This window comes from Labrys sp. E2SS-1L (assembly GCF_057073705.1).
Genome location: NZ_CP172712.1, coordinates 5,495,930 through 5,522,414, shown reverse-complemented (window position 1 = coordinate 5,522,414; position 26,485 = coordinate 5,495,930). Strand labels below are relative to the sequence as shown.

Annotated in this window: 18 protein-coding genes and 1 pseudogene; 15 read left to right on the top strand and 4 right to left on the bottom strand. The window is 60.3% G+C overall.

Features of this window, described 5'->3' with window-relative positions:
- Positions 1–20: 20 nt before the first annotated feature.
- Complete coding sequence (locus ACIGJE_RS25745) at positions 21–1,406, bottom strand: MFS transporter (RefSeq protein WP_483679044.1); 1,386 nt, start codon at positions 1,404–1,406, stop codon at positions 21–23.
- A 259-nt stretch (positions 1,407–1,665) separates the two neighbouring features.
- On the opposite strand from ACIGJE_RS25745, the gene ACIGJE_RS25740 reads away from it, so the two are divergent.
- From ACIGJE_RS25740 to ACIGJE_RS25710, 7 genes are all read left to right on the top strand, one after another.
- Positions 1,666–2,550, top strand: a complete 885-nt coding sequence (locus ACIGJE_RS25740) for a LysR family transcriptional regulator (RefSeq protein ID WP_483679043.1) — start codon at positions 1,666–1,668, stop codon at positions 2,548–2,550.
- Between the two features lie 438 nt (positions 2,551–2,988).
- Positions 2,989–4,425, top strand: coding sequence for an aldehyde dehydrogenase family protein (locus ACIGJE_RS25735; RefSeq protein WP_483679041.1), 1,437 nt, complete (start codon positions 2,989–2,991; stop codon positions 4,423–4,425).
- A gap of 139 nt (positions 4,426–4,564) precedes the next feature.
- Positions 4,565–5,050: a cupin domain-containing protein gene (locus tag ACIGJE_RS25730; protein ID WP_483679040.1), complete on the top strand. Its 486-nt coding sequence runs from the start codon at positions 4,565–4,567 to the stop codon at positions 5,048–5,050.
- Between the two features lie 11 nt (positions 5,051–5,061).
- Positions 5,062–6,576 carry an argininosuccinate lyase gene (gene argH, locus ACIGJE_RS25725; protein ID WP_483679039.1) on the top strand — a complete coding sequence of 505 codons (1,515 nt, stop codon included), beginning with the start codon at positions 5,062–5,064 and terminating at the stop codon, positions 6,574–6,576.
- A gap of 144 nt (positions 6,577–6,720) precedes the next feature.
- Positions 6,721–6,987, top strand: a complete 267-nt coding sequence (locus ACIGJE_RS25720; RefSeq protein WP_483679037.1) for a (2Fe-2S)-binding protein — start codon at positions 6,721–6,723, stop codon at positions 6,985–6,987.
- 2 nt (positions 6,988–6,989) lie between these two features.
- Complete coding sequence (locus ACIGJE_RS25715) at positions 6,990–8,423, top strand: FAD/NAD(P)-dependent oxidoreductase (protein ID WP_483679036.1); 1,434 nt, start codon at positions 6,990–6,992, stop codon at positions 8,421–8,423.
- Complete coding sequence (locus ACIGJE_RS25710) at positions 8,407–9,570, top strand: NAD(P)/FAD-dependent oxidoreductase (protein WP_483680304.1); 1,164 nt, start codon at positions 8,407–8,409, stop codon at positions 9,568–9,570. Before ACIGJE_RS25715 ends, ACIGJE_RS25710 begins: the two co-directional genes overlap by 17 nt.
- A 29-nt stretch (positions 9,571–9,599) precedes the next feature.
- Here ACIGJE_RS25710 and ACIGJE_RS25705 read toward each other — a convergent pair whose 3' ends face one another.
- Complete coding sequence (locus tag ACIGJE_RS25705; protein ID WP_440727166.1) at positions 9,600–10,145, bottom strand: Lrp/AsnC family transcriptional regulator; 546 nt, start codon at positions 10,143–10,145, stop codon at positions 9,600–9,602.
- Positions 10,146–10,268: 123 nt separating this feature from the next.
- On the opposite strand from ACIGJE_RS25705, the gene ACIGJE_RS25700 reads away from it, so the two are divergent.
- From ACIGJE_RS25700 to ACIGJE_RS25680, 5 genes are all read left to right on the top strand, one after another.
- The gene (locus ACIGJE_RS25700; RefSeq protein ID WP_483679034.1) at positions 10,269–11,171 is read left to right on the top strand and encodes a LysR family transcriptional regulator; all 903 of its coding nucleotides are present in this window, start codon (positions 10,269–10,271) and stop codon (positions 11,169–11,171) included.
- A gap of 166 nt (positions 11,172–11,337) precedes the next feature.
- On the top strand, positions 11,338–12,204 hold the full coding sequence (locus ACIGJE_RS25695) for a transporter substrate-binding domain-containing protein (protein ID WP_483679032.1): 867 nt from the start codon (positions 11,338–11,340) through the stop codon (positions 12,202–12,204).
- Entirely contained in the window at positions 12,201–12,920 is a 720-nt protein-coding gene (locus ACIGJE_RS25690) for an ABC transporter permease (protein WP_483679030.1), read from the top strand. The genes ACIGJE_RS25695 and ACIGJE_RS25690 overlap by 4 nt, the downstream gene beginning before the upstream one ends.
- Positions 12,917–13,612, top strand: a complete 696-nt coding sequence (locus ACIGJE_RS25685; protein ID WP_483679028.1) for an ABC transporter permease — start codon at positions 12,917–12,919, stop codon at positions 13,610–13,612. Before ACIGJE_RS25690 ends, ACIGJE_RS25685 begins: the two co-directional genes overlap by 4 nt.
- A gap of 123 nt (positions 13,613–13,735) precedes the next feature.
- On the top strand, positions 13,736–14,527 hold the full coding sequence (locus tag ACIGJE_RS25680) for an ABC transporter ATP-binding protein (protein ID WP_483679027.1): 792 nt from the start codon (positions 13,736–13,738) through the stop codon (positions 14,525–14,527).
- Between the two features lie 611 nt (positions 14,528–15,138).
- On the opposite strand, the gene ACIGJE_RS25675 is transcribed toward ACIGJE_RS25680, so the two are convergent.
- Positions 15,139–18,483 (bottom strand): hypothetical protein, encoded by a 3,345-nt coding sequence (locus ACIGJE_RS25675; protein ID WP_483679025.1) that lies wholly within the window; start codon positions 18,481–18,483, stop codon positions 15,139–15,141.
- Between the two features lie 185 nt (positions 18,484–18,668).
- Here ACIGJE_RS25675 and ACIGJE_RS25670 point away from each other — a divergent pair.
- The 3 genes and pseudogenes from ACIGJE_RS25670 (at position 18,669) to ACIGJE_RS25660 (ending at position 21,097) form a co-directional block, all read left to right on the top strand.
- Positions 18,669–19,598, top strand: a pseudogene (locus tag ACIGJE_RS25670) (IS3 family transposase).
- A gap of 148 nt (positions 19,599–19,746) precedes the next feature.
- Positions 19,747–20,610: a DUF2971 domain-containing protein gene (locus tag ACIGJE_RS25665; protein ID WP_483679024.1), complete on the top strand. Its 864-nt coding sequence runs from the start codon at positions 19,747–19,749 to the stop codon at positions 20,608–20,610.
- A 343-nt stretch (positions 20,611–20,953) separates the two neighbouring features.
- Positions 20,954–21,097 (top strand): phage integrase N-terminal SAM-like domain-containing protein, encoded by a 144-nt coding sequence (locus ACIGJE_RS25660; protein WP_483679022.1) that lies wholly within the window; start codon positions 20,954–20,956, stop codon positions 21,095–21,097.
- Positions 21,098–21,199: 102 nt separating this feature from the next.
- Here the strand turns inward: ACIGJE_RS25660 and ACIGJE_RS25655 are convergent, their stop codons facing one another.
- The gene (locus ACIGJE_RS25655) at positions 21,200–26,473 is read right to left on the bottom strand and encodes a sacsin N-terminal ATP-binding-like domain-containing protein (protein ID WP_483679020.1); all 5,274 of its coding nucleotides are present in this window, start codon (positions 26,471–26,473) and stop codon (positions 21,200–21,202) included.
- Between the last annotated feature and the right edge of the window lie 12 nt (positions 26,474–26,485).

Genomic DNA, 26,485 nt, shown 5'->3' with positions numbered 1-26,485 from the left:
GCTGAGGGCGAGGCTGCTGCCTATCTGGGCGCATGATCTGTGATGCGACGCCTGAAACCGACCAGGGCAAGGATCAGGGCACATCCTGCCATTGCGGCTGCGACCCGGAACGTGCTCTCCATGCCTCGTGCAATTGCGGCCTGTGTGGCTGCGGTAGTGCCGCCGCTCGCTGGACCGGTCTGGCCGGCAGCGGCACCGAAGATGGCTCCCATCAAAGATGCGCCGGTGATCAGGCCGAGATTGCGGCCAAGGGCGAGGAGCGCCGACACCAGGCCGCGCTGCTCGGATCGCGCAGCGCTCATCACGGCCGTATTATTGGGCGTCTGGAAGAAGGCCAGGCCCACGCTGACGAGAACGATCGAGGCGGCATACTCCTGAACGCCGTGCTCTATCGTGATCAACGACATGAAGGCCGAGCCGATGGTCATCAAGGTGAGACCGCCTAGCAGTGTGAGCCTTGGCCCAACGCGGTCGGACATCCAACCGGCTGGAATGCTCATCATTGCTGAAGTCAACGGGCCAACCGTCATGACGAGGCCGGTTATACGGGTATCGAGGCCGACTCCTCGTGTCAGAAAGATCGGGCCCAGTACCAGCGTCGCCATCATGACTGCGTAGGCGAGGACGCTGACCATCATGCTTGTCGAGAGTAATCGGTCCCGGAACAAGCCCAGCGATAGCAGCGGCTGCCGGGCCTTGATCTCGATTGCGAGAAAGAGGACCAGTCCGAGAACTGCTCCGGCGAGGTACTCGAGGACCAGGGAGTGGTTGATGCCATGACTTCCCGACAACGTCATGGCGACGCAATAGGCAAGAAGAGTAAGGCTCAGGACGATCGTGCCAGACCAATCGAAATTGCCAAGGGATCGAACGCTGCGCGCCGGGTCGACGGTCCGAGGCAAATAACGGCTTAACAGAACATAAGTGAGCAGCCCGAACGGCAGGTTTATCCAGAACATCGCCCTCCAGCCGAAGGTCACGAGCGCGAGGGAACCGAGCGAAGGGCCTAGTGCGATGCCCAGAGCAACCATCATCGAGAGGACGCCCATGGCCAGGCCGATGCGATCTTTTGGCATGATCTCGCCGACAAAGGCGAAGCTCAAAGCCATGATGACAGCGCCGCCCAGGCCCTGGAGCCCTCGGCCGACAATCAGCACGACCAAGTTCGGCGCCAAGGCACAGATCACGGATGCTGCCAGGAAGCTGATGAGCCCGGCAAGATAAAGCCTCTTCTTGCCCAGTTGATCGGCGAAGCGACCGACACCGACGATCAAGGCGGTGACGGTTAGAAGATAGGCGACGACTACCCATTGGACTTCAGCAAAGGTCGCGCCGAACTCCTGCATGAATGTCGGCAGGCCGACGCCGACGACGTTCGTACCGAGCTGCGACAGCAGGATGCCCACGGACAACCCCGTCAACGCGTATCCGAAATGAATGGGCCGATGATGCAGCGCAGGATGACAGTGCTGATGAACTGTCTGAGCCATTGCTATGCCGAGGTTGTCATCCTGCAACGCGGTCAGGTGGGGCCGGCCGCCACACATTTCGCATGGGGCACGAGGGAAGTAGCAGCACGGCATTGATGTGAAAATTGCATGCTTGTAACTCTATTCGTGCATCAAACGCACTTCAGGAAGCATGCTCACCCGGAAAGCGCAGCCAATGATTTTGCCCGATCTGAACCTCCTGATCGCGCTCGATGTCCTACTGACAGAAGGGAGCGTCGCCGCAGCAGCGAAGAAGATGAATCTGTCTCCCCCCGCCATGAGCCGGACACTCGGCCGTATTCGGGATTTGCTCGGCGATCCGGTGCTTGTTCGCTCGGGACGTGGTCTTACTCCAACAGTGCGGGTCGAGGCTCTGCGCGAGCGTTTACGTGCGGTCGCAGAAGATGCGCAGGCCATCATCCGCACCGAAAGGCGACTCGATCTGGCGCGATTGGAGAGAACGTTCACCATTCATGCCAATGATGGCTTTGTGGAAACCTTTGGCGCGCCCCTGATCGCAAAAGTCACGGAGGTGGCGCCCGGGGTACAGTTACGCTTCGCTCAGAAGCCGGAAGGTAATGATATGGCGTTGCGTGAGGGGCGCGCAGATCTAGAGACCGGCGCGACAAGCCGACCTTTGCCCGAGCTACGGGTTCAGGCTCTCTTCAAGGATCGTTTCGTGGGTGTCGTTCGCGTAGGGCACCCCTTGCTTGAAGGCAGGGTGACACCGAAACGCTTTGCGGCCTTCGGACATATTTCCGCGTCAAGACGTGGCCTCGACCATGGACCGATCGACGATGAACTAGCTACCAAGGGGCTTCGGCGCCGAGTTGCCGCAGTCGTTCCGGGCTTTTCTGCAGCACTGGCGCTTGCTCGAGATTCGGATCTCGTCGCGAGCGTACCGGAAAAGGAGACGAGCCGTGCCCGCAACGGCTTGGCGATGTTCCCATTGCCTGTTAGCACGCCGACCATCACCGTCTCTCAATTCTGGCACCCGCGCCTCGATGCGGACCCGGCCCATCGATGGCTGCGATCATGTGTGAAGGATATCTGCAGATAAGATGTCACCGAACCGCGCCAGCAACCTCTCCGAAGCAGATGATTTGACCGGCACGCTCCTTGGTTTGGTACCCAGCACACACCTTCGGCCATAGTTCCATTTTAGCCATTGGCCGTTCCCAAGGCCGGGCCGGTCGAGATGAATCAAGCAGCTCCGCGCCGGCGGTGTTAGGCTGGCCGCGCTATGGAAATCGGCCAAGGCTTTGCAGCGGCCGTCGCGAGACGATCAAGCCCGCAATCGAAGGTGACGTGCTTTGACTGGCTGCCAGTAGACGAGGCCAGTGCAGGCCACCGCAAGGTTCGGTTGAAGCTTTCCGCGCCACGGCAGAATTTGTCCGCGCAGCGCCCGGCAATGACAGCATATTCTCCCCTCTCCGCGCGATACAGGGGCGCGCGGTATCCGCATCCCAGCGTGCCGCTGTTCATAGCGAGGTTATGCATGCCACAGGTCAGGAACAACTATATCGATGGTGCATGGCGTCCGGCCGAACTTTGCAGCGAGAGCTACAATCCGTCCGACACGAGCGAGTTGGTCGGCCGCTTCGCCATTGCCAGCACCGCCGATGTCCGCGACGCGGTGAACGTCGCCCGTAAGGCTTTCACCCACTGGAAGGAGACCTCACCGCAACAGCGTTCCGATATTCTCGATCGTGCGGCCGACGCGATCGACCGCCGAACGCCGGAGCTGGCGACGCTGTTGTCGCGCGAAGAGGGTAAGACCTTGCCGGAGGCCGTCGCCGAAGTGACCAAGGCCGCGCATACCTTCAGATATTTCGCCGGCGAAGCCGTGCGCCTTGCCGGTGCGAGCCTGCGTTCCGTGCGCAAGGCCGTCGATGTCGATGTTCGGCGCGAGGCAGTCGGCGTCGTCGGCCTTATCACGCCATGGAACTTTCCTTTCTCGATCCCGGCTTGGAAGAGCGCACCGGCGCTGGCCTATGGCAATTGCGTGATCCTAAAGCCGTCGGAACTGACCAATGCCATCGCCTGGGAACTGGCCAGCATCCTGCACGAAGCTGGCGTGCCGCCTGGCGTCTTCCAGATGGTCATGGGCGGCGGCGACATCGGCGCGGCCCTGGTTTCCAGCCCTGATGTCGATGCGGTCAGCTTCACGGGATCGGGAGCTGTCGGTCGCCTGATCGCGGCACAGGTCATCGGCCGCGGCGCCAAGCTGCAGCTCGAACTCGGCGGCAAGAACCCGCTTGTGGTCGCCGATGACGCCGACCTTGACAAGGCCGTGGACGCCGCCGTGCGGGGCGCCTTCTATTCGACCGGACAGCGCTGCACGGCATCCAGCCGCATCATCGTCGACGCTGCCATCCACGATGACTTCGTCGAACGGCTGCTGGAACGAACGGCCAGGCTGCGTGTCGGCCATGCCCTGGATGAGGCGTCCGACATCGGCCCGCTGGTCAGCGCCGCGCAACTGGAGCGCGTGTCCCGCTATGTGCAAGCCGCGCCATCCGGCGGCGCGCGCCATGCCTACGGTGGTCGCGTGCTTGAGACGCCGGCAAACGGCTACTACTTCGAACCGGCGATCTTCCTGGACGGCAACATGCGCCAGAGCATCAACCGAGAAGAGGTCTTCGGGCCGATCGTCTCGGTGTTCAAGGCTACCGATTTCGAGGATGCCGTGCGCCTCGCCAACGCTACCGAATTCGGCCTTAGTGCCGGTATCTTCACCGCCTCGCACGCGAAGGCCCGCGCCTTCATCCGCGCCAGCAACAGCGGCATGGTGATGGTCAATCTGCCGACCGTCGGTTCCGACTACCACGTGCCGTTCGGCGGGCGCGGCGCCTCCGCCTACGGGCCGAAGGAAATGGGGCTTGGTGCGGTCGAATTCTTCACCCAGACCAAGACCGCCTACATCGCGGACTAGATCGGAGGGTGTCACGACACCTTCTGTCATGAACCCAGGCAAGGCGACAAAATCCGCTTTCTGCAACCGGGGAAACGGAAACTTGTGCTCCTCCCGGTGGCCTATCGTCGGCTTCTGACACCGGCAAAGAGGCCGGCGCATGAAAGGAGCCAAGATGTCCAATTCGCCGCACGTGATCGATCCCGCAAGCATCGAGCCGGATACGAGATCGACCTATCCGGAGCATCTGCAGGGACCTGTCAAAGGCCGCCGCAAGCGGCGGCTTGGCTCGCTCGCGGGTCTTGGCAATTTGTCGGCCGTCCATGTCGAGCTGCCCTCTGGCTGTGCATCGTCGCTCAGAGTCTGGCACAGCCACGAGGACGAGCTCATCATCGTGCTGAAGGGCGAGGCGACGCTGGTCACCGACCAGGGCGAGCAACTGGTGCGTGCCGGTCAGGCGATTGGATTCCCGGCGGGGGAAGCCAATGGTCATCAGATCGTCAACCGTGGCGAAGCGCCAGTCGTCTTCATCGAGGTGGCCAGTTTTGCCGAAGCCAATGTGTCGACCTATCCGGACGACGACCTGTTGCAGATACCGGACGGCCGCGGCCGCCGCTTCGTGCGCAAGGACGGCACTCCCTACTGAGGTCCGGTATCATGCAATCGAAGATTTCGCCGCGTCTCGCCCAGCCACTGGCGCCCGAGATACTCGATCTCGTCTTCCGGCCGCGCATCGAGCGCGAGCTGGCGCTTGGGATCGACGATCTGTGCGCGGTCAACGAGGCCCATCTCGTCATGCTGGCCAGTACCGGCTTGATCCAGCCTGCGATCGCTTGCGAGCTTGCCGATGCACTGTCCGGCATCCGCGAGGAAGGCGAGGGTGCCGTTCCACGCGATCCGGCCCGCGAGGACGGCTACTTCAATTTCGAGGCCCTGCTGATGGCCCGCGCCGGTGCGAAGGCAGGTGGACGGCTGCATGTCGCACGCAGCCGTAACGATATCAACGCCACGCTCGACCGCCTGGCGATGCGGCGGATGGTTCTCGACCTCCTGGCGAAAACCATCGCGTTGCGCCAGGCCCTGCTGCGTCGGGCGAGCCAGTTTGCCGACACCCTCATGCCCGGCTACACGCATATGCAGCCGGCACAGCCGATCACGTTTGGCTTCTACCTGACGGGCGTCGCGCAGGCTTTGGCTCGCGACGCCGAGCGGCTCTTCAACGCCTATGGCGCGGCCGACTCCTGCCCACTCGGAGCCTGCGCCTTTGCCGGCACATCCTTCCCAATCGACAGGCAATTGGTTGCAGGCCTGCTTGGCTTCGGTGCCATCCAAGTCCACGCGCAGGATGCGGTGACATCGCGCGACTATGTCTGGGATGCAGGTGCTGCCGTTCTGGCCATCGCGGCGAACTGGGGGCGATTCGCACAGGACATGTATGTGTGGAGCACGCAGGAATTCGGCCTCATCCGCTTTCCAGACAGCATCGCCGGCACGTCGAGCATCATGCCGCAGAAGAAGAACCCGGTGGCAGTCGAATATCTCAAGGCGAGTTCCGGTGAAGTGATCGGTGGCCTGACCGCCACCTTCGCGATCCTGAAAGGCGGACATTTCAGCCATGCGGGCGACACCGGCCGCTCGTCGCTGGCGCCACTATGGCCGTCCTTGCGCCTCGTCGGCAATGCATTGACGATCGCCCGTCTCGTTGCGGAGAAAATCGAGCCCAATGTCGAGACGATGCGGCAACGCGCCGGGGCCGGTTTCTCGACGGCAACCGACCTTGCCGACTGCCTGGTGCGTGAAGGAGGCTTGTCGTTCCGCGAGGCGCATCACGTCGTGGCCGACCTGGTAAGGGATGCCCTTGAGCGCGGCTTGAACCCAGACGAGCTCAGGCATGGCGATGTGCTTGCCGCTATCGAGCGCGTGCTCGGTCGGACCATCGAGTTGCCCGACGAAGCCGTCGCGCAGGCGTTCGACCCGGGTCGCTCCGTCGAGGCACGGCGATCGGCGGGTGCTGCTTCGCCGGCCGAAACGCGGCGCATGATCAAGGCGGCTCTGGTCGAGCTGGATCGCCACCGGTCCAGGCTCGACGCGCTCCACGCACATCTGGCATCGGCGCGCGGGCGGCTAGAAGAGCGGCTCGATAAGCTCAGGCAGGCGGTTCCGTCGAACTGATGCGGCAGGCATCCGATGTTTGGAAGAATCTGCTCGTGGAGACATTTCATTTGGAAGAGTCCGCGAGCGGACAATCGCTAGGTTAGTCCTGGTATTTCGAGTTTTGATCCAATGACAGGCAGCAGTGCAGGACAATTCATCCGCTTGGGCGAGACCGACAGGACGCCGGTTGCGATTCTTATCGATGGCGAGAGTGTCTCTTGCCTCGCCGGTGATACGCTCTTGACCGCGATACTCTTGAACGGCCGGTTCCTGCGTCATTCCGAATTTGGCGACGGGCCGCGCGCTGGTTTCTGCAACATGGGCGCCTGCCAGGACTGCTGGCTGACGCTCGCATCGGGAGAGCGGATTCGCGCCTGCACCACCGAAGTGCGCGACGGCATGGTCGTGTTGACGCGCGAGGCAAGGTGATCATGGCCAGCAATGACCGCATCGTCATCGTGGGCAGTGGGCCAGCGGGTACGCGGGCAGCCGAAACGCTCCATCGCGCCGGCTGCCGCAACCTCACGGTGATCAGCGAGGCCCCGGCAAGCGGCGGCCAGATCTACAGGCGTCAGCCCCATGGCTTCAGGCGCCCGCCGGCTAGCCTCTATGGTGACGACGCGCCGAAGGCGGTGCGCTTGCACGACATGTTCGATGCCTTCGCGGGCAAGATCGACTATCGACCCAATACGCTGGTCTGGAACATTTTCGATCATGCCGTGCACACCAGCGACGCATCCGGTACGGACAGGCTGGAGTTCGATCGGCTGGTGCTGAGCACCGGTGCCATGGACCGGATCGTCCCGATACCGGGGTGGACCCTGCCTGGCGTGTTCACGCTCGGCGGTTCGCAAATCGCGCTCAAGAATCAGGCCTGTTCCATCGGCCGCGCCGTCGTCTTCGCCGGCACGGGACCGCTGCTCTATCTCGTTGCCTACCAATACGCAAAGGCCGGCGCCAATGTCGCGGCGGTGCTTGATTGCGCCTCCTATCTCGACAAGGTGCGCGGTGCCGCGCGCATGGCCCGCCTGCCCAGATTGCTGCTGCGCGGGCTTACCTATCGCCGCTATCTCTCGCGCAAGAATGTCATGCTGCGGGAGGGTGTGCGGCTGCGTTCGATCGCAGGTAGTGACAATGTGCAGGGTATCCACTTCAGCGCTGTTGGCCGGGATGAATTCGTGCCATGCGACGCCGTTGGCTTCGGCTTCGGACTAAGCCCCGAGATGCAGCTTGCGGAGATCGCCGGATGCCGAACCCGCTTCGATGCGGCCAACCGGCAGTGGGTCGTCGCGCATGACGGACAGGGCCGCGCGGGCGATGGCATCTATGTCGCTGGCGACGGCAGCGCGATCGGCGGCGCCGATGTGGCCGAACTGGCTGGCGAGCGTGCGGCACTGGCGCTGCTTGCCGATATTGGAATGCCGTCGTCGAAGGCGCGGCTGCGCCAGATCGAGCGCAAGCTCGGCCGGCTGTCGACATTCCGCAGGGGCGTCGAGACGAGCTTTCCCTTTCCAGCAGACTGGATCGGCGAGGCGCCCGACGAAACCATCCTTTGCCGCTGCGAGAACGTCACCTTCGGCGAGGTCCGAGCCGCCATTGCCCGGTTCGAGCCGCAGGAGGTCAATAGGCTGAAGGCGCTTGCACGTCCCGGTATGGGACGCTGCCAGGGGCGCGTCTGCGGCCCGGTCCTGGCCGAGCTGCTTTCAGCAACGACCGGAAAGCCACTCGATCAGGTCGGCAAGCTTCGCGGGCAGGGACCAGTAAAACCGATTTCTTATGGACGCACTTGCGGCCAGGCCGACCCACAGGTCGACGCCTGGATGCGTGCCGGTGAAAAGCGTGACGGCGATGACCAGGGTTTTTGAAACGGATGTCATGATCATCGGCGGCGGCATAGCCGGCGTCTGTTCGGCCTATTATCTCGCACGGCGCGGCGCCCGGGTCAGCCTATTCGAACGTGGCGCGGTCGGAGCCCAGGCCAGCGGCGTGAACTTCGGCGGTTTACGCACGAACGGCCGCGCCGAACCCGAACTGCCGCTCAGCCTGCGCGCCCGCAATCAGTGGCAGAAGATCGACGCACTTGTCGGCGATAGTTGCGAAACGGAAATCACCGGACATGTGGAGATCTGTGACCGCCCCGACCATATGGCGGCGGTCGAGCAATGGGCCGTCATGGCCGAGCGTCACGGCGTCGGCGCGCAGATGCTGACAAGTACCGAAATTGCCAGGCGCTTCCCCTGGATCGGCACCAAGGTACTCGGCGGATGCTACGTCGCCGGGGATGGCGCGGCCAACCCGCGGCTGGTTACGCCGGTATTCGCCATTGCCGCACGCAAGCTGGGCGCCGACATAGTCGAATACGACGCGGTGCGGACTGCTCATTATGACGGGACGTGCTTCAGAATCGAAACAGAGGCCGGCACCAAAGCCCGCGCACCTACCCTGATCAATGCTGCCGGCGCCTGGGGCGCACGTCTCGCAGCCCAGTTCTCGGAGAGCTTCCCCCTTGACGTCATGGCGCCGCAGATGGTCGTCAGCGAGCCGTTTCCGCGCTTGGTCACGTCGACGGTGGACTATCCGGTCAATGGGCGCTTCTTCTATGCCCGGCAGATCGGGCGGGGCAATCTGCTGTTCGGGCGCGGTCCCGGCCGCGCCGACCTGGATACAGGCCGCGCGAAATATGTTCCGCAGAACCTGTTCGATGCCTCCCGCATCGCTGTGGATGTCCTGCCTTTCCTGCGCGGACGCAATTTCATCCGCAGTTGGGCCGGCGTCGAAGGCAAGTCACCGGATTCACTGCCCTTCGTGGGCAGGAGCCGTGCCGTCGACGGGTTGATCCATGCCTTCGGCTTCTCCGGACACGGTTTCCAGCTCGGGCCAGGCATCGGCGAAGTGATAGCCGAGTTGGTGCTCGATGGCCGCACATCCACGCAGATCGAAGGTTTCGACCCCTACCGGTTCGACAGACGGGCCGATGGCGCGGGCAAGTCGACACACGCCCAGACCGCCTGAACCGAGGCGGTCCGGCCCAGGTCACCGGATCAGGCGACCCGCCGCAATTCATCCTGTGATCCCTGCAGCGAGGCGAGCGCCGGCGACAAGGGCTCGTTCTTGATCTCGCGCAGCACCACGAAGCTGTCGAAACGCGAGAAGGACACGTCGCCGTCGAGAAGTTCACGCGAGATCGCTTCATAGGCCGCGATATCGCTACAGTCGAAGCGCAGCATGTAATCGTAAGGCCCGCACAGTCCGAAGCAGTTGGTGATTTCCGGATGGTGTTTGATACGGCGCTCGAAGGTCTGGAAGTCGGCAGAACCGTGATTCTTGAGCGACACGGCAGCGAAGACCGAGACGTTGGAGTAAAGCCGGGACCAATAGATCTGCGCGCGGTAGCCCCTGATCAGCCCCATCTTTTCCAGGCGGCGCACGCGCTTGTGACACGGGCTGGCGGAGATGCCGACGATCGAGGATAGCTTGAAGTTCGTGATCCTGCCATTCTTCTGCAATTCGGTGAGGATGCGAAGGTCGATGCGATCGACCTTGCCGGGCAGGCCTGCGAATTCCGGTTTCAAGGGCACCATGTTCATTGTGTTTTCTCCTGACGAGGCTCAACTGTGGCGGTATGCGCACCGTCGGCCAGTTGGTCTGCTGGGGCACTGTCACAATGAGAGGACGCCCTGGGCTTGCAATGGAAAAATGGTAACGCCTGAATGAGCATCAGACATGCACAGACCGTCAGGCTCCCCTGGCTCAACACACTGGTCGCATTCGAGGCCGCATCCCGTCTCGGCAGCCTGACGCTTGCGGCCTCCGAATTGAACCTCACCCCCGGCGCAGTGAGCCGGCAGATCAAGCTTCTCGAACAATCCCTCGAGGTGACGCTGTTCCAGCGCAGCCACAACGCCATCGAACTGACGGATACGGGCAAAGCCTTCCTCGGCCATGTCAGGAATGCACTGGCCGAAGTTCGCAAGGGTGTGCGCGAGGTTTCCGGCCAGGCCACCAAGCTGACCATACGGGCACCGCTGACACTGACGCAGCGCTGGCTGATCCCGAGGATAGAGCACTATCGTCTCGGCCACCCCGGGGTCGACCTGCGCTTTCGCACCATCGGGTCGGCGGGCGGCGACCGGATCGACATCGAAATCAAATATGCCCGCGGCTTGCCAGCGGCAGCGGATGCCGAGGGCGAGGTGTTCCTGGCGGACAACACGGCGCCGATCTGCCGGCCGGAGCTCCTGGACGGCAGCTCCCTCGAGGTCGAACCGGCACAGGTTCTCGCCCTGCCGATCCTGCAAGACACGGCAGATGCCTGGTCCTGGCGACAGTGGTGCAAAGGGGCCGCCATCCCCTTCGAGCCGCTGGGCTGCAGCATGGTCTTCGATACCGACGAAGCGTCGATCGACGCCTGCCTTTCGGGTCTCGGCGTCGCCCAGGCCAACACGGCCTTCGTCGCCTCCCTCCTGCAGTCCGGGAGCATCGTCCGGCCATGCCCGTCGGTCGAAGTCGTGCTTGGAGCCTACTATGCCGTCGTCCATACGCCGGGGCGGGTCTCGGAGGCATTCGTGGCTTGGTTGAAGAGTCAGGGAACCCAGATCGAGCTGGCGAAATAAACTGTCGGGCCGAGCGCTAAACTAGACATATTTTGCCACCTGCCGCGGCTCGTTTGACCAAACGTGGCTGTCTTTCGGCCTACTCTCGACAAGGCTCCGCGCAAGACGTCCGTTCCGGGCGCTTCATGGGCGGCGTAAACGAGAACAGAGGGTGAGCGAAATGAACATGAAGAGACGAGTTCTGCTTGTCTCCGTGGCGACGCTTGTCGCCGGAGCCGGAATGGTCCATGCGGCTGATCAGCGGGTGGTGAAACTCGCAACCGATGGCACCTACGCGCCATTCAACTATACCGATCCTTCAGGCAAACTGGTCGGTTTCGAAGCCGATCTGGCCGATGACATCTGCAGACGCATGAACGTCAAATGCGAGTGGGTCATCCAGAATTTCGACGGCATGATCCCGGCCCTCAACGAGAAGCGGTTCGACGCCATCCTGGCCTCGCTCTCCATCACAGACGAACGCGCGAAGGCCGTTGATTTCTCGATCCCCTACTATGCCGGTCCGACGCGCCTGATTGCCTCCGCCGACAGTCCGCTCGGCCAGTTCAAGAGCGGAGAAGGCACGACCATCCTGGTGGGTTCGATGAGCGACAAGGATAAAGCGGTCATTGGTGATGTGGCGATGGCCCTCAAGGACGCAACCGTTGGCGTGGAACGCGCCTCGACCCATGCGAAGTTCTTCGAGGAGACCTTTCCGGGCATGAAGGTGAAGATCTACGACAAGGGCGAGAACATGCTGCTCGATCTCGTCGCTGGCCGCATAGATGCCGCCGTCGACGGCGCAGGCGCAACGCTCAATTTCATCGGCGAACAGGAGAAGGCCGGCAAGAAATTCATCGCCTTTGGTCCTGCGCTGAAGGGCGGTGCCCTCGGCAAAGGCGTGGCGCTGGCATTTCGCAGGGGTGAGGAAGCCGAACTGCGCGAGCAGTTCAACAAGGCGATCCGCGAAGCGACCGCCGACGGCAGCATCTCGAAGATGAGCGTCAAGTGGATCGGTGTCGACGGCTCGATTCCCGAAAACCTCGCCAAATGAAGATTCTCGATCTTCTCGCCTTCGGGCCGACCGGCTGGGGTGACGAACTGGCATATGGTGCTGCAATGACCTTGGTCATCGCAGCACTGGGTTTTGCCGGCGGCCTTGTCGTGGGGTTGCCGATCGCGGCGGCCCGCCTCTCTGCGAACATCCTGCTGCGCGCGATTTCCGGTGTCTATGTCACGGTCGTCCGCGGCGTGCCCGAACTCCTGGTGATCTACCTTCTCTTCTTCGGCGGCGGCCAGTTCTATCGCCACATCGCCAATGCGATGGGATATTCTGGCACGGTCGCAGCCGATGCCTTCAGCGCTGGCGTGCTCGCCATCGTCCTGATCTGCGCGGCCTACAGCGCTGAAGTGTTTCGTGGTGCGTTCCAAGCTATTCCGAAAGGACAGATCGAGGCCGCCAATGCCTTCGGCATGAGGTGGGCCACCCTGTTTTTCCGCATCAAGCTGCCGCAGATGCTGCGCTATGCCTTGCCGTCCATCGCCAATGTCTGGCAGCTGGTGCTGAAAGACACGGCGCTGATCTCCGTCACGGGCCTGGTCGAACTCATGCGCACCATCGACGTCGCAGCTGGCTCCACACGCAGTCCGTTCTTGTTCTACATGGTCGCCATCCTGATCTTTCTTTTCATCACCTCCGTCTCGCACAAGGTTTTCGAAAGCGCCGAACACCATTTCAGCCGCTCCGTCATCGGAGGATACGGCAAATGAGATGGGATGTATTTTTTGACTCGTTTCCGCCCTTGCTTTTGGCACTGCCGCTGACGCTGGAACTCGCCCTGACATCGATCGCGCTCGGTTTCATGCTGGCGGTGCTGCTGGCGGCGGCAAGGCTTTCGAAGGTCCGCACGTTATCGGCGCTTGCCTACTCCTTTGTCTACGTCATTCGAGGCACCCCGCTGCTGGCGCAGGTTTTCTTCGTTTACTACGGACTCGGTCAGCTCGATGCGATGCGCAACTCCATCCTGTGGCCGATATTTCGGGAAGCCTATGCCTGCGCTCTCATCGCCCTGTCGCTCAATACGGCGGCCTATGGCAGCGAGATCATCCGTGGCGGGCTGCTAGCGGTTCCCCGTGGGCAGGTCGAAGCTGCCAAGGCGTTCGGGCTCACCGCCACGCAAAAGTTCCGCCTGGTGGTCTTCCCACAGGCCCTGCGCACCATGTTGCCAGCCTATGGCAATGAATTGATCCTGATTCTCAAGGGCACGTCGCTCGCCAGCATCATCACGATTATCGAGTTGACCGGGCAAGCGCGTATACTGGCTTCCGAGACCTATGCCCCGATCGAAGTCTTCGCGGCGGCGGGCGCGGTCTATCTCGCGCTCAACATGGCACTCAGTTTCGGGGTGCGGCTGCTTGAAGGCCGGATCAAGCGCAGCGGCGGCCTGGCGATGGAAGGCTGAGGCGCAAGCCATTCCCAACCCCGCCCAGCCAGGCGATCCCGACAAGACGACGAGAATGCGCATTCCAGCAATGGCGTGCCAGGCGGGACTCTTTGTACCGCCGCCAGAGCATCACCGGAGGAAATGATGAGTGTAATCGAACTGCCTCCCGGCAAATCCGCATCCGCGGTGCCGACAATCGAGTCGCGGGACTTGCGCAAGAGCTTCGGCGTCGTCGAGGTGCTCAAGGGCATTTCCTTCAAGGCTTACGAGCATCAGGTGGTTTCGATCATCGGTGCCAGCGGGTCCGGCAAAAGCACCTTCCTGCGCTGCCTCAATTTCCTTGAGACGCCGAGTTCCGGCGAGATAGACTTCAGGGGTCAAAGCCTCAAGATCGGCGGCGGCAAAGCGCCGGCCCGGGCGGATGTGGAGCGGCTGCGCCGCCGCACCGGCATGGTGTTCCAGCAATTCAATCTCTGGTCACATTGGACCGTGCTTGAGAACATCATCAAGGTACCCATTCACGTGCATGGCACGCCGCGCCAGCAGGCGGTGGAGAAGGCAATGGAACTGCTGGCCAAGGTTGGCCTGCAGGAAAAGGCCAATGCCTATCCGACTTCGTTGTCTGGCGGCCAGCAGCAGCGCGTCGCCATTGCACGGGCACTTGCCGTCGAACCGGAGTTGCTGCTGTTTGACGAACCGACCTCGGCGCTCGATCCCGAATTGGTGGGCGAAGTGCTGGCCGTGATCCGCTCCCTCGCGAAAGAAGGCCGCACAATGCTTGTCGTGACACACGAGATGAGCTTCGCCCGCGAGGTCTGCGATAAGATAGTGTTCTTCCATGACGGCCGTATCGAAGAAGAAGGCCCGCCGGCCGAACTGCTACGCCAGCCTCGTAGTTCGCGTCTCGGCGCGTTCTTGAGATCGGTTCGCTAGTAGCACGCTGATCCGAAGGAAGTGCCAGGAATGATCCTATCTCCATAGTGGGTTGGATCGCCGCTGAGTTGTTCGCGTCAGCGATCGCTTATTCACCGCAGGAGGAGCCGCTCTTCCGGGATCTGTCTATTCGCGACAGCCGACGTCTGTCCTGCATTCGGGCAATGCAGCACCTCAAATCTGAGGGGGAGGGCACATGGAAAGCCTGTTGGCACGCATTCCTGCCTCTTCCAGAATCTGTCGATAGAAATCGGGGTGCGGGACATTGTGGCGTGCTGCGGAGTATGACTTCGTTGCGGGCCCCCGCAACCAATTCTGTCATAAATCAATAACCGTCCTGATCTGACCATCAGGGCGGTTTTTGCGTTTGAGTCCCTTGAACTGGAGTGACGTTCGCCGCGCTGTCCTCGCTAGGACAAAATTGGAGGAGAGGGCGACATCCGACGAGGTGGCAGCCTGTATTTCAATCGAATTGGGTCGAATGCGATCGGCGGTGAGGTCCACCTACATCGCTACCTTTAACAAGAGGCTATCGCGCCGCCCTTGACCACTCACCGGACCCGTAGCCTTCCCGCTCCACCGTCACCGGGCCACGGAGACCCAGGGTCGGTTCATACCCTCTGCCTGCGGCGAGCTTCAGTCCCACGCATTCGTGCGAGTGTTTTCAGAACGGGCGGGTCAACGACGTTCGCCGGGATGATGGGCGGGTCATCGGGGTCGAGTGCCATCATGTCCGGGTCGTTGGGGCCGATTTCCCATCCCTGCCTTACGCACAGGTCATACTTGCCAATGCCAAGTTCGACCTCAACGGACGGCGTCGCCGTCACCGTTGGAAGATGTGCCGGAGCTAGCAGGAAGCGCCCATGTCGCTCGAATTCCGCAAGAAATCTGTCGAGGTTCTCCGAGGACGAAGGCGTCATCGTCTGAATTCGCGAGACGAATTCAAACATGGTCGTGGCATCCGTCGAGATATTATCAGCGTTTGGTCCTACGATGACCGCGTAAGCGTGCGGGTTGGATGCACGTACGCCCCTGATGACGGCTATCCGAACCGTGTTCAGCGCATCGTCCAACCCGAGCCGGCCGCGCCATCCCCTGAAGATCGCTGCCCCACGTTCGGCGTTTTCAAACACAAGCCCGAAAATCGGCGGGACAACACTGCCGGGAATCGTCATGAAAAGCGCGGCACGCCATTTCGCGGCGTTCCACTGATTGACGTCGATGGGACTGATGACACGTATGTCGGTGTGCTTTTGCCGCTCCATGTTGAGCATGTCATCAGACGGTGAGGCGTCCGAAAATAGCGGCTTTTCGGACGATGCGGTTTTCACCGAGAGTCTTGGCACCCACGGAGTGGTCCGTATATTGCCGTGCAGAACGTCGGCGTCTTCCATCCATTCTTCGATCGACAGCCGTTGTCTCTCGGTTCCGAAGATGGCGTTCATCGGAATTAGAACATTCGAGAATGTCAGGGCCCGCGAGAACGCATTCTCGTTCGTAAGCACATTGTCGCGCCACTTCTCGAACTGTTGTGGGACCGCCAGCGCGATAAACGTCTCAATCACGGCCTGATGTAGCCAGTCCATAAACCGGACGACATCCTCCCGACTTGCGAAATTCAGGATGTCCGCGTGCGTGATTTTTCCGACTCTTTGACCGGCTTCCTCCACGAATTCCAAGACCGGCGCGGCGTTATCCACACCGCCACCAGAGACGCGAATCCGGAGACGTTCGGTATTCGGCAACAACTGGTAGTTCAAACTGGTGGCAAGCAACGCCTCCAGTGAACCAAGCAGCGATTCCGCGATTGAAATCGATGTCAGGTTGTTCGCGCAGGACATCACCAAATCGCAGCCGATGACCCGCGAACGCAGCTCGACAACATCACCGAGCATGAAATCAGGCGCTGGTACGTGCGCCTCCCGACCAAGAAATACCCACTGTTCAAAGAGCTTGGCGTATCCCTCGGCAGTTTCTTCCTTCGGAACCCAGCCCTCTGACCGCAGAACGTCTTCGCGGCCCAGCATGAACATCAGCGCCATGCGCGCCTGCGGCAGCCCCATCCGCTCCAATCCGTCGGGTAGCCGCCGGACCCTGTCCAGCACATCGAACGGCGTCTGGAGTAGCAACGCGCCGATTTGCTGATTTTGGGCGGAGACGCGCTTGGCGAGTGACGTGCGCCTTTCGTCCGTCGTGGCACGCGCCTGACCAATCATAGCCCCGAGATGATACGCGGCCAAAACATACGGGACACGGCCAAGACGAAACTCGCGCGCATACCACTGGGTCAGGACTGCCGGACTGACTTCCTCCACCGAGCCGGAGCGTTTGAATGCGCTGAACTGCTGGCTGGCGGCAGCGAGCGCGTAGTTCCGTGCCGCCCAAGGCAGACCGGCATCTGCATAAGCGATGCTGCATCCGACGAGCGCGTGCACAAGGTCTTCTGCGTATTCAGCCTTGACCAGCAATCCGACTGCACGCCCAAACCAGCGGATGGCCTCATACGGAAGCTGCTTTTCCAGCTTCTGGTATCCACGCGCCATGTTTCGTCTGGCAGCTTCGCCTTCACTTCGGCGCTTCACGAGCGCGTCGGTCAGCGCCTCATAGAGAGCATCAAAAGCTTCGCTCTCCGGTACGAATTCCCCCACCTCGGTAAGCGCATTCGCGATTGGTTCGAAGGGGAATGTCCCCAGTCCATGTGCCTGCTCTATGAGGTTGCGGAACTCGCCCCATAGTTCTTCAAGCCCGCTGATATCCGCCCCATCTCGTACGGCAGGACCGAACTCGGCCAGACGCATCATCAACGCCAGACTGTGTGCGTGCAGCGCGTTGTTCGGACGGCTGCCATCGGCCTCGACACGGGCAAGCGCCTCCTTGAGCCGGGTAGACCTGACGCCCAGCTTTCCGGCCTCCGGCGACAGAATGCCGAAAGCGACATTGGAACTCATGCACGTCAAAAGGTTCGAAAGTTTTTCAAGGTCATCAGCCACATCGCTGTCGATGGCGAGAGTCTCGACCGCGTCGTAAAGCACGCTCGCCTCGCGAGGGTCTTCCAGCCAGAAATTGGTCGTCCATGCCCAATCATAGGCGGCGGCCAGCTCGAGCTCGGGCAATTCGTGTTCTCTGGCGAGCCGGATCGTGCGCTGAAACCGGCCATCGATTTCATAGCGCGACCTTTCGAGGCCACGGGCGAGAAGCGCAGACCTATGGCTGTCTTCAACCAGTGCATGCCGCGTCCCCTGGTACTCGCCCGGGTCGCCGAGCACCCGGTCCAATTCCGCCAACTCGGTCTGACGGCGAAGATCTTCCGGCCCGACTTGCCGTTCCCCCCGAGCGGCGCCCGCGCCAACACCAAGCGTGTCAACGGCGATATCGAGACTGTCATCATCGAAAACCCGGTCCAGCAGCCACGTCCGATCGAGGATATTGACCGACACACCGAATTCTTTCGTCAGCGCCTCACGTGCTGCGGTGTTGTCCTTCGAGGGTATGTACTGATTGGATACGAAATAGATTCTGAGGAACCCGTGCCCGGCTCCGACAATGGACATGACGTCCTTACGCACCTTGCTTCGCCAATCCTTCTGACAGCTAAAGGCGAAAGCCCAGTGTTCATGCGCACCAGCAGTATCCGAGACAAACCAGCGCTGCGCGACTGCGTCTGCGACCGGATAGGTTTCCGAGTCGGTCTTTCCATCGCCCCCGCCGAACGGCCCCGTCTGCGGTTTGAGGTTCGGCGATATGAATTTTCCTGAAAGACGGCGGGCGAAAGTTTCGAACGCCGATTCCTTCGTCTGGTTCGTCAGTGTTTCGATGTGGTTAGAAAGCACCTCCCGCGTAATAGACGGAATCAAAATCTGCTTCGAATCGGAAAATAGATTTGGATGCCTACTGCGCATGTAGCGCCGTGGGCTGAACCGTTCTTCTTCGCTATTCTCCGATGCTGTGTTTTGCATGCGTGTGATTGTAGCAGAAGGGCGCTCGCAACAGCAGGGCTGAGTATGACGTCCACCACCGGAATCCCGTGGAAACTGCGGCGCTCGCCGGAAGTAGGGAGCCATTCGCCGTTGGATGGGGCGACGTTGCCTCTTGGACCTAACCTGTTTTGAAGTTCGCTCTGGCCTGTCATGAGGATCAGAGCATGAAGCGTATCCGCTTTTCGGAAGAACAGATCATCGGCATCTTGAAGGAGCACGAGGCTGGCGTCTCGGTCGCGGATCTGTGCCGCAAGCACGGGGCAGCGACGCCAGCATCTACAAATGGAAAGCGAAATTCGGCCGGATGGAGGTAGCCGAGGCCAAGCGACTGCGGGCGCTGGAGGACGAGAACGCCGAGCTCAAGCGAGAAGGCTTCGTGGTCAATCACAAACGCCTGTTCCGGATCTACCGCGAGGAACGGCTGACCGTGCGTCGTCATGGCGGACGCAAGCGGGTGGTCGGAACTCGGGCGCCGATGATGGTCCCATTGCGGCCGAATGACCGCTGATCGCTCGACTTCGTTTCCGATCGACTGACGGACGGCCGCCGTTTGCGCATCCTCTCCGTGGTCGACGACTGCATCCGGGAGTGACTGACGCTGGTGGCCGACACCTCGCTCTCCGGCCAGCGGGGCGCACGCGAACTCGATCACCTTATCGATGCGCGTGGAAAGCCGACGATGATCCTGGATCAAGTCCGGGACCAACGACATTGGCAACGAACTCGCCAGCAATGCTGTCCTGACCTGGACCGAAAAGACCAAGGTCGAGTGGCACTACATCGCGCCCGGCAAGCCGACGCAGAACGCGTTCATCGAGTCCTTCAACGGCCGACTACGCGATGAGTTTTTGAACGAGGCCCTATTCTCGACATTGCAGCAGGCCCGGATCGCCCTGGCCACATGGTGGGCGGACTACAACGGAGCTCGCCCACACTCGAAGCTCAGTTGGCAGACGCCGGCCGCGTTTGCCGCAACCTTCCACCCGCGCTGGGATCTGGCGCTGCGCTCTGCCAATGGCTCCGCGTCAGCTCCCGTCGCTTACAGCGCCCATAAGGGCTACTCCAACCACCGGAGCGAACTCAGAGCCGGCTAAAACCTGGGGGCAACGTCACCTACTACATCTTCTTTGCGCTCCGAGGTGTAGGTTAAGGCTCGGAGCTTGGCGTCATCGAACGAAAGAAACCACGCATTTCCTCGCAGGCGGATGATAGTAGGTTCTTTGTCTTGGATTGAGAGAGCGGATGATGGTTAAAATTGCCTCGGGCACCTCGCCGACAAGATCGGTGCTAAAAGGCCAGAAGCTGCCGACGAAACTGAGCCACTATACTACTCTTTCCGGCTTGGAGGGTATCGTTAGGACGAAGAGTTTATGGGCTTCTAATGCGTCATTTCTGAACGATAAAGCTGAACTGACGCATGCGCTGAACGCTTCGAAGAAAGCTATCAAGCTGCTTTCATCAGAAAAGGCATTGCGAGCTTGGGGGCCAGCCATCGAGACCGCTTTTGATGAACTCAAGAAAGGTCTCCAAGCACAAAGTTATGTTGCATGTTTTTGTAGCGATGATGACAATCTAAGCCAGTGGCGCGGTTATGGTGGAGCCGTTCAAGGTGTCTCTCTCACATTCGAGCAGTCCGCGCTGACCGAGAGGCTTAGGATGGACTCCGCCCATTTACAGCACGTAGTTTATGCGAAATTTTCAACTGCACAGAAGCTACGCGATGCGCTGGAAGCTGAGCTACGAGACATCGCCGAATTGGAAGAAGCTCTCGGCGCCTCTGATGAGGAGGAGCAACAGGCTGATATCATGGCGAGAATCTCCCGATTGCTCCCCAAGTTCAAGCACCTTGGCTTTAGGGATGAGAGGGAGTGGCGATATGTCGTGCAGAAGGACATTCCCGCGAGCGACATGCAATTTAGAGTACTGCAGAACAAGATCGTACCGTACATTGAGATCGGCAGCAGCGAGGCTAGATTGCCTATTAGGTCAATTCGAATCGGACCAGGTACAGACCAAGAACTAACCGCCCGAAGTGTCGAAGCTTTCATGAAGGCCCACGGATACGACGCGGATGTAGCGCTGTCCGAGGTGCCATTCAGACCATAGAGGTCAGAAAGAGCCTTTGCCGATTTTAGATTGCGATGTCGGCTTCCAGGATCCATCGACAGTGGGCTTACATCCGCAATGGGGTCGGTTGCTGAACGGCAGCTACCTTCGCAGTGGCTCCAAGAGCCGATGGTCTGCTCTCGGCGCCCGATCACATAGGACAGCTGAGCGCCCCATGCACGTACCCGCTTCGCGGGAGTGTTACCTGGCGGTGAGGTGGCGTAGTATTCACAGCCTTTGAGCGGTTGGCAGCGGCCGACCCGACCATGGAGTTCCCTCCAACGAGAGGAACTCGCCATGGCTACTGTCGACTGGTATATCCGTCTCACCCCTGCGCCAGCGCATGCAGCACGACATGTTCCTGCGTGGTCTGGGCTCGCACACGCAGCAGGATTACGTTCGTCACGTTCGACGCTTTGCCACGTTCCTCGGACGATCGACCGACACCGCAACACCGGAGCATATTCGCGGCTTCCAGTTGAATTAGCATGAGAACGGTATCGGTCCGGCGACGACCAACGGTGCAGTCTCGGCACTGCTTTGCCAAAACCTGCAAACGATAAAAGAGCACCGCTTTGCGCGCTGCGATCTATCGAAAATCGAAGTGATATCGCACTGAACCGGAGCGCACGACCTTGAACCTGTTACGAGTGTTCTCGCCCAGCGGGTTTTGAAGCGGCAGAACCCGCCATCGCGTCGGATCAAAGACATAAGGGACATACAATATGCGGTAGCGACGCCTGCCTTCGCTCATGGCGCTACCGGCAACCTTGATTTCATTTGCAGTCAGTTCGAACTCGCCACCGGCGTCCTGTGCCGATTTGACTTCGTACAACCACTCGTTTCGAGCTGTCACAACGCGGAAGTCATAACCTAGGCTGTCGTTGCCTTCACTCCCGCCACAGAATTCCAGGCGATTGGTCGAAACCCAGCAATCGTCATTCATCTCCCGAGGATGGCGACGCCTAAGATATTCGCGCGCCAGAAACTCGCTTGCTAGGCCCATCGCTATGCGGATCGCTTCGGGCGCCTGGTCGGTTCGTCCCGGCCCGCCGGGACCTCCGCCCTGTCGCCGAGCGGAATCGGATGGCTTTTCCTGCAACGCTAGTCGGGGCGGACTGCTCCGCTGATACCAATCGTCCGCCTTTGAAATTTCCGCGGCTGCCAGTTGTGAGAACTGAGCCGCAAATGCCGATCGGTCGCCGGTGTCGAACTGCTTGTCGTGGATCCAGACTGATCGAGACCTCACCTCGTCTTGACGTTTCCGCTCGCACGCCTCCTGTTCCTCAAAATTCAGATCGTCGACTTCCAGCCCAAGGGTCTTGAGGTCGAGCGACTTGGGCATTCGCTGCGGCCAGAATCCCAATGACGCGTACAGACTGGGCAGTTGAAACGGCACGACCGGGGCAAAGTCGAGCAGCCCGGAATTTTCAAGCGCTCTAAAAGCGACATGCGCGTCGGACGGCAAGGTCTCATCCCCAGCGCCCGTGTCTTTCCGCCGCCATGCTCTGACCGTCTTCGCGAGTTGATCGTGGTTCGCACTGACGATTTTGCGATTGGCTTCCCTCAAGCCATACAGTTCCGGCAGTGCAATCGCCTCATCATCCGGCCCAAGCGCGGCTTCTGCCTGTTCGTCGAGATAGTTTCGAACGAAATCCGGTTCCAAGCTCTCCCGGGTCAAAACCCAGTTCGGATCGTAGATGGCAAATGGTAGCCCTCTCATCGTGATGTACAGACCGAGATCTTGCCCTTCCTGATAGGCCTTAAGGAATCGCCGTCTTACTCGATTGCGGAGCGCAGGTCTGGCATCGTTCAAATAGACCTCGAACAATCTTTGGAACTCCGCGTCGCTTGCTAGCGGCGTATAACCCAATTCAATTAGAGCGTTGTTGTATCGTGCGTAATCAATGTCCAGCTGTCTTCGGATGGAACGGTGATCGTCGGCGGTGTCAACGGATTCTAGCAGCCTGTTGCCCATGATCTCGCCAAGTGTGCGTATAAGCCACGCAGAAATCTCGGCATTTGGGGCGCCCGACCGACTGATGTCTGCGAGCTGACTTGCCGCCTCCGCGCTCAGCAGACACGCAACGGCAGGCAGAATCAGGTCAACCTTCCTGCGATAGACGTCGCTGGCCGACGCAAAATATTCGCGCACGACCGAAACGTCTCGTCGAATTGCCCGCGCGAATTCCTGGTCACTCGGTCTGGAAACGCCGTTGTCGATGCGGTCGCGTCTGAGTTTGAGCAGAATCGTCTCGAGGAAGTTGGAACGCGCGCCGATCAATTTTGCCAAGGCAGGCGCAGCATCGATCAGCAAATCAAAATCAAAGTCGGCATTACCGGCGATGATCAGCGTTGGCCGATGCGGATCCTGGACCTGATAGACACGCTCCGTGATGGCTGCGGAAAGTTCGGTGCCTGCCACCATCAAGCCGAAACGATCGCATCGACGTATCCGAACCTGCCGCAGCATGCGCTCAATAGCGTCCGCGCCAAGTGTGCGCCTCTCTAGTGGGTCTCCCAGGTGCTCATGTGCCAGGATCGCGGCGTCAATCAGCCAACCTAGGTTCAACGAGATCAGAAGAGGGTCCGTTTCGTTGTGCGCGAATGGTAAGCCGTCAACCAGCAGCTTGACATCACTGGCAAGGCGCGCATCAAAAGCGCCGTGATCTGTGAGCATTGTGCAGATTCTACCGGCGTCATCCTCTCCGACAAATAGTACTGCCTCGCCCTGATCGTTGAGAGCTCTCGAAGCGAAGCTTTCGCGTTCCGACGTCACAAAAAGCGTTGGTGGCTCGGAGGTGTCACCCTGGAGGGGCTGGAGCTCGGAGCGGCGCTCGACAACGAGCGTAAGGTTGGTCGGCAGCGAGGCCTCGACCGAAAGGGCATCCTCCCAGGCGCGGCGCAATTGATCCCGAAACACCCGTCTCTCGGCGGAGGACAGGTCAGGCAGGGCATCTGCCAATGCCATCAATCGCGCAACTGCGGTCTCCTTGCGCGACCAGTCGCGCACACCGATACGCTCGTCAAAAAGAAGAGGCGGAGGGCCTTTCGCCAAGCCTTCGTGGATTGTGCGGCCAATGAAGCGGGGCGGCAGATCGCGCGGAGTAAGGCTTGACCACGAATTTCGGGGGCTTCGAAGAACGGTTTCTTCCTTGAGGCTGCTCGCGACCCAATTGCCCTGTCGCAAGAAAACAGCAAGAGGCGTTGGCAACTCGATTTCGTTGTACCCTCTGTAGTGACGGATCTTGAAGGCAAACTGGCTATCGTCGTTCGCAGCAAGGTATTCCAGGATGAGGCCTGATAGGCCCGTCTGCGCTTCAATCGATAATCGCCCGTGTTCGATCTGTCCTGGTAAGCGCCAGGCCTCTCCGCGGCGCACATAATTTGTTTGCGGGTTCTCGAATGCCTTGGAATTTGCAGCCGCAACCCAGTCGACGCCAAGCCCTTCGCTCGCCTTTCCCTGTCGCATCAGGTTGTGCCAGATCCAGCTAGGAAGTCCTTCAAGCGGAATTTCAGCGGCAAGGGGACGCAGCCCGACGGTGACGTTGAGATTTTCCAGGAAATGTATCCAGTCCGACTTGCGATCGTTGTTCGTCAGACATGGCCATTTGTCATAGGCCACGAGAAACCGTCCTGCGGCAATTTTGCAATCCGGCGAATGGGCGGCCGCTTCAAGCAGGTAGTCTTCGAGACCTCTTTGCTGAATTTTCCATGAGCTCGGAAATGCGGCGTCCGCCGAAGCGACCCAACCCCCAATCGTTGGCACAGAGATGGAAATCGTCTTTGCCGCCTGTTCGAGAATGGAGGGTGAAACCTTCCATACCCGAAAAGCCCAACTTAGCGCTTCAACCAGCTGGTTTTCGGTCGGCTTGGGACCCAACGCACCAGCCAGATCCTCCAGCACTTCAAGCGCATCGAAGCGCCTGATTAGCTCGGCGCGCTCGAGCGCTGCAAGTGTCGTTTCGTTGAGATGGACACCCTCGCGGAGAAAGCGCCAGCGCCTGGAGAGTGAGGATGGAGGAAGCGGCGGGACACCGCTGCCCGATCTTCGCTTGCCCCCCGGTGGCCTGTAGAAGATCGGGCGACTATCGTCTTCGCCCTTTGCGCGAGCCGGCAGCAACTTGCCTGCCGACCCGATCATGATCGATTGGCCCTCAAGCAACTTCAGGTCCAGGGAAAGAGCTTGGAAAAGTGCTACGAGATCATTGTAAAAGTCGGACCACGCCGACGATTTTCTATCTTTTTGCAGTGCCAGATCCTTGGCCAGCTTTATCAGCCAAGGACGAAGTGCGTCTGCGGTAACTGAAACTGGAAGGCCCAGGGAAGTAGCGATCGCTCGAATACGTGAGACGCGCTCCTTGCCAAGGTTCGCATCGAGAAGATGAGCGCCCGCAATACGGGAAAGTCGGCGTGGCTTGACCCAACGCGTCTGGCAAATCGGCCACTCATAGAGGGTGTCGAAACTTGCCCGAGACTCGCCGCCTCCCATCTCTATCGGCCAGATTTTGGCCGGTCCCAAAGGCGCTCCAATCGCCTCGAAGCCCACTTTGATCAGGCCCGTATGTGGGGGCCCCCATGCGGCTAAGTCCACGACGCACCCGGGAGACAAATCCCGAAAATCTTCGGCAATCGTCTTCGCGGCCGCGGCGCAGGTTTGTGCGGCCTGCTTCAACAGGTAGTGGTTCAGAGGGAGGTCGGCCTTGATCGAGCGCCTATCGATATCGGCGAAAAATGGCGCGTCCAGATATCCCGCAAAGGGTGCAACCTCATGCTCGCCCATCGGCAGGAAGTTGAACATGCGCGGCCTAGCAACCATTGCGCCTGACATGGGAACTGCCACCGAAATGACGGCGTCTCCCTTCCAGGCAAGCCACCGCTTGAGTTGGGGCGCTGCGCCAATACTGGTTTCAACTGCTTGCAGGACTTCTGTCTTGGGCAAGACCCTGCGGGCAACCAGAAACGATTCCGTCGCATTGGTGAGCTTGATGCGTTCCAGTTCGCATGTCGGCAGACCGGGAACCATCGCCAAATGGGTTGATTCACGGCCGAGCGTCACATCCCTTGGCGGGCAGCCGGCCTGTTGGATGACGATGCGAAGTTTATGCACGCGCTCCAGAAAGAGAAGCAGTGGCGCGTCCAGCGATAAGAGATCGTCCATCTGCTGCCGTGCCAAAGCAACTGCCTCTGCAGATGACAGTGGAAGCACGATGACGGTCGCAAACCCTTCTCGCGCAAATCTTTTGACGTCATCAGGTTGGCCGTCAATCGGCACCGCGATCAGATAGCGCGGAATGGATCCTGCAATTGCCGAAGTCGCGTCTTCCGGCACGGCCAGGTCTCTCAACCGCTCCACGACTTCGCGATCCGTGGCGAAGCGAAAGCAAAAGCCGTCGAATTGGTCCGATGGCCCGGCCGTCTGCCTGGAATAGATATGCACGTCATCGGTTAGGGCCTCAACGCTGCGGAAGCCCAGCCCTTTGTTCCCGATGCCTTCACCGACTTCCTTATCGCTGGTCCCGATATTGCGCACGGCGTCAAAGTTGGAAGACGTAAAGCCCCTGCCCCTGTTCGCGACCAGGAGCACGCCCGACCCATCACCCTCAATCTTCAGGTGTATTTCGATATACCCGAGGTCACCTGCGCTATGCGCGTCATGAGCATTCTGGATCAGCTCATAGAGAACGCGGTCGCCATATTCGGTCCCGATGACATCGTTCAAACTCTTGAGGCTTTGATAGACGCGCAACCCGCGTCGGTGAGCGTCAATGACATGTTGCAGTTGCGACCGGGCAAGCTCCTCCAATCGGTCAGGCGTTGCTTCAAATGCGATGAAATCATTGTCGATGTTTGCGTCGTTCACCACATCATCCCA

Excerpts from the sequence above, each read along its gene's own strand:
- ACIGJE_RS25740 (WP_483679043.1), top strand. The coding sequence starts at position 1,666 with ATGATTTTGCCCGATCTGAACCTCCTGATCGCGCTCGATGTCCTACTG.
- ACIGJE_RS25735 (WP_483679041.1), top strand. The coding sequence starts at position 2,989 with ATGCCACAGGTCAGGAACAACTATATCGATGGTGCATGGCGTCCGGCC.
- ACIGJE_RS25730 (WP_483679040.1), top strand. The coding sequence starts at position 4,565 with ATGAAAGGAGCCAAGATGTCCAATTCGCCGCACGTGATCGATCCCGCA.
- argH (WP_483679039.1), top strand. The coding sequence starts at position 5,062 with ATGCAATCGAAGATTTCGCCGCGTCTCGCCCAGCCACTGGCGCCCGAG.
- ACIGJE_RS25715 (WP_483679036.1), top strand. The coding sequence starts at position 6,990 with ATGGCCAGCAATGACCGCATCGTCATCGTGGGCAGTGGGCCAGCGGGT.
- ACIGJE_RS25710 (WP_483680304.1), top strand. The coding sequence starts at position 8,407 with ATGACCAGGGTTTTTGAAACGGATGTCATGATCATCGGCGGCGGCATA.
- ACIGJE_RS25705 (WP_440727166.1), bottom strand. The coding sequence starts at position 10,145 with ATGAACATGGTGCCCTTGAAACCGGAATTCGCAGGCCTGCCCGGCAAG.
- ACIGJE_RS25700 (WP_483679034.1), top strand. The coding sequence starts at position 10,269 with ATGAGCATCAGACATGCACAGACCGTCAGGCTCCCCTGGCTCAACACA.
- ACIGJE_RS25695 (WP_483679032.1), top strand. The coding sequence starts at position 11,338 with ATGAAGAGACGAGTTCTGCTTGTCTCCGTGGCGACGCTTGTCGCCGGA.
- ACIGJE_RS25690 (WP_483679030.1), top strand. The coding sequence starts at position 12,201 with ATGAAGATTCTCGATCTTCTCGCCTTCGGGCCGACCGGCTGGGGTGAC.
- ACIGJE_RS25685 (WP_483679028.1), top strand. The coding sequence starts at position 12,917 with ATGAGATGGGATGTATTTTTTGACTCGTTTCCGCCCTTGCTTTTGGCA.
- ACIGJE_RS25680 (WP_483679027.1), top strand. The coding sequence starts at position 13,736 with ATGATGAGTGTAATCGAACTGCCTCCCGGCAAATCCGCATCCGCGGTG.
- ACIGJE_RS25675 (WP_483679025.1), bottom strand. The coding sequence starts at position 18,483 with ATGCAAAACACAGCATCGGAGAATAGCGAAGAAGAACGGTTCAGCCCA.
- ACIGJE_RS25665 (WP_483679024.1), top strand. The coding sequence starts at position 19,747 with ATGATGGTTAAAATTGCCTCGGGCACCTCGCCGACAAGATCGGTGCTA.
- ACIGJE_RS25660 (WP_483679022.1), top strand. The coding sequence starts at position 20,954 with ATGCAGCACGACATGTTCCTGCGTGGTCTGGGCTCGCACACGCAGCAG.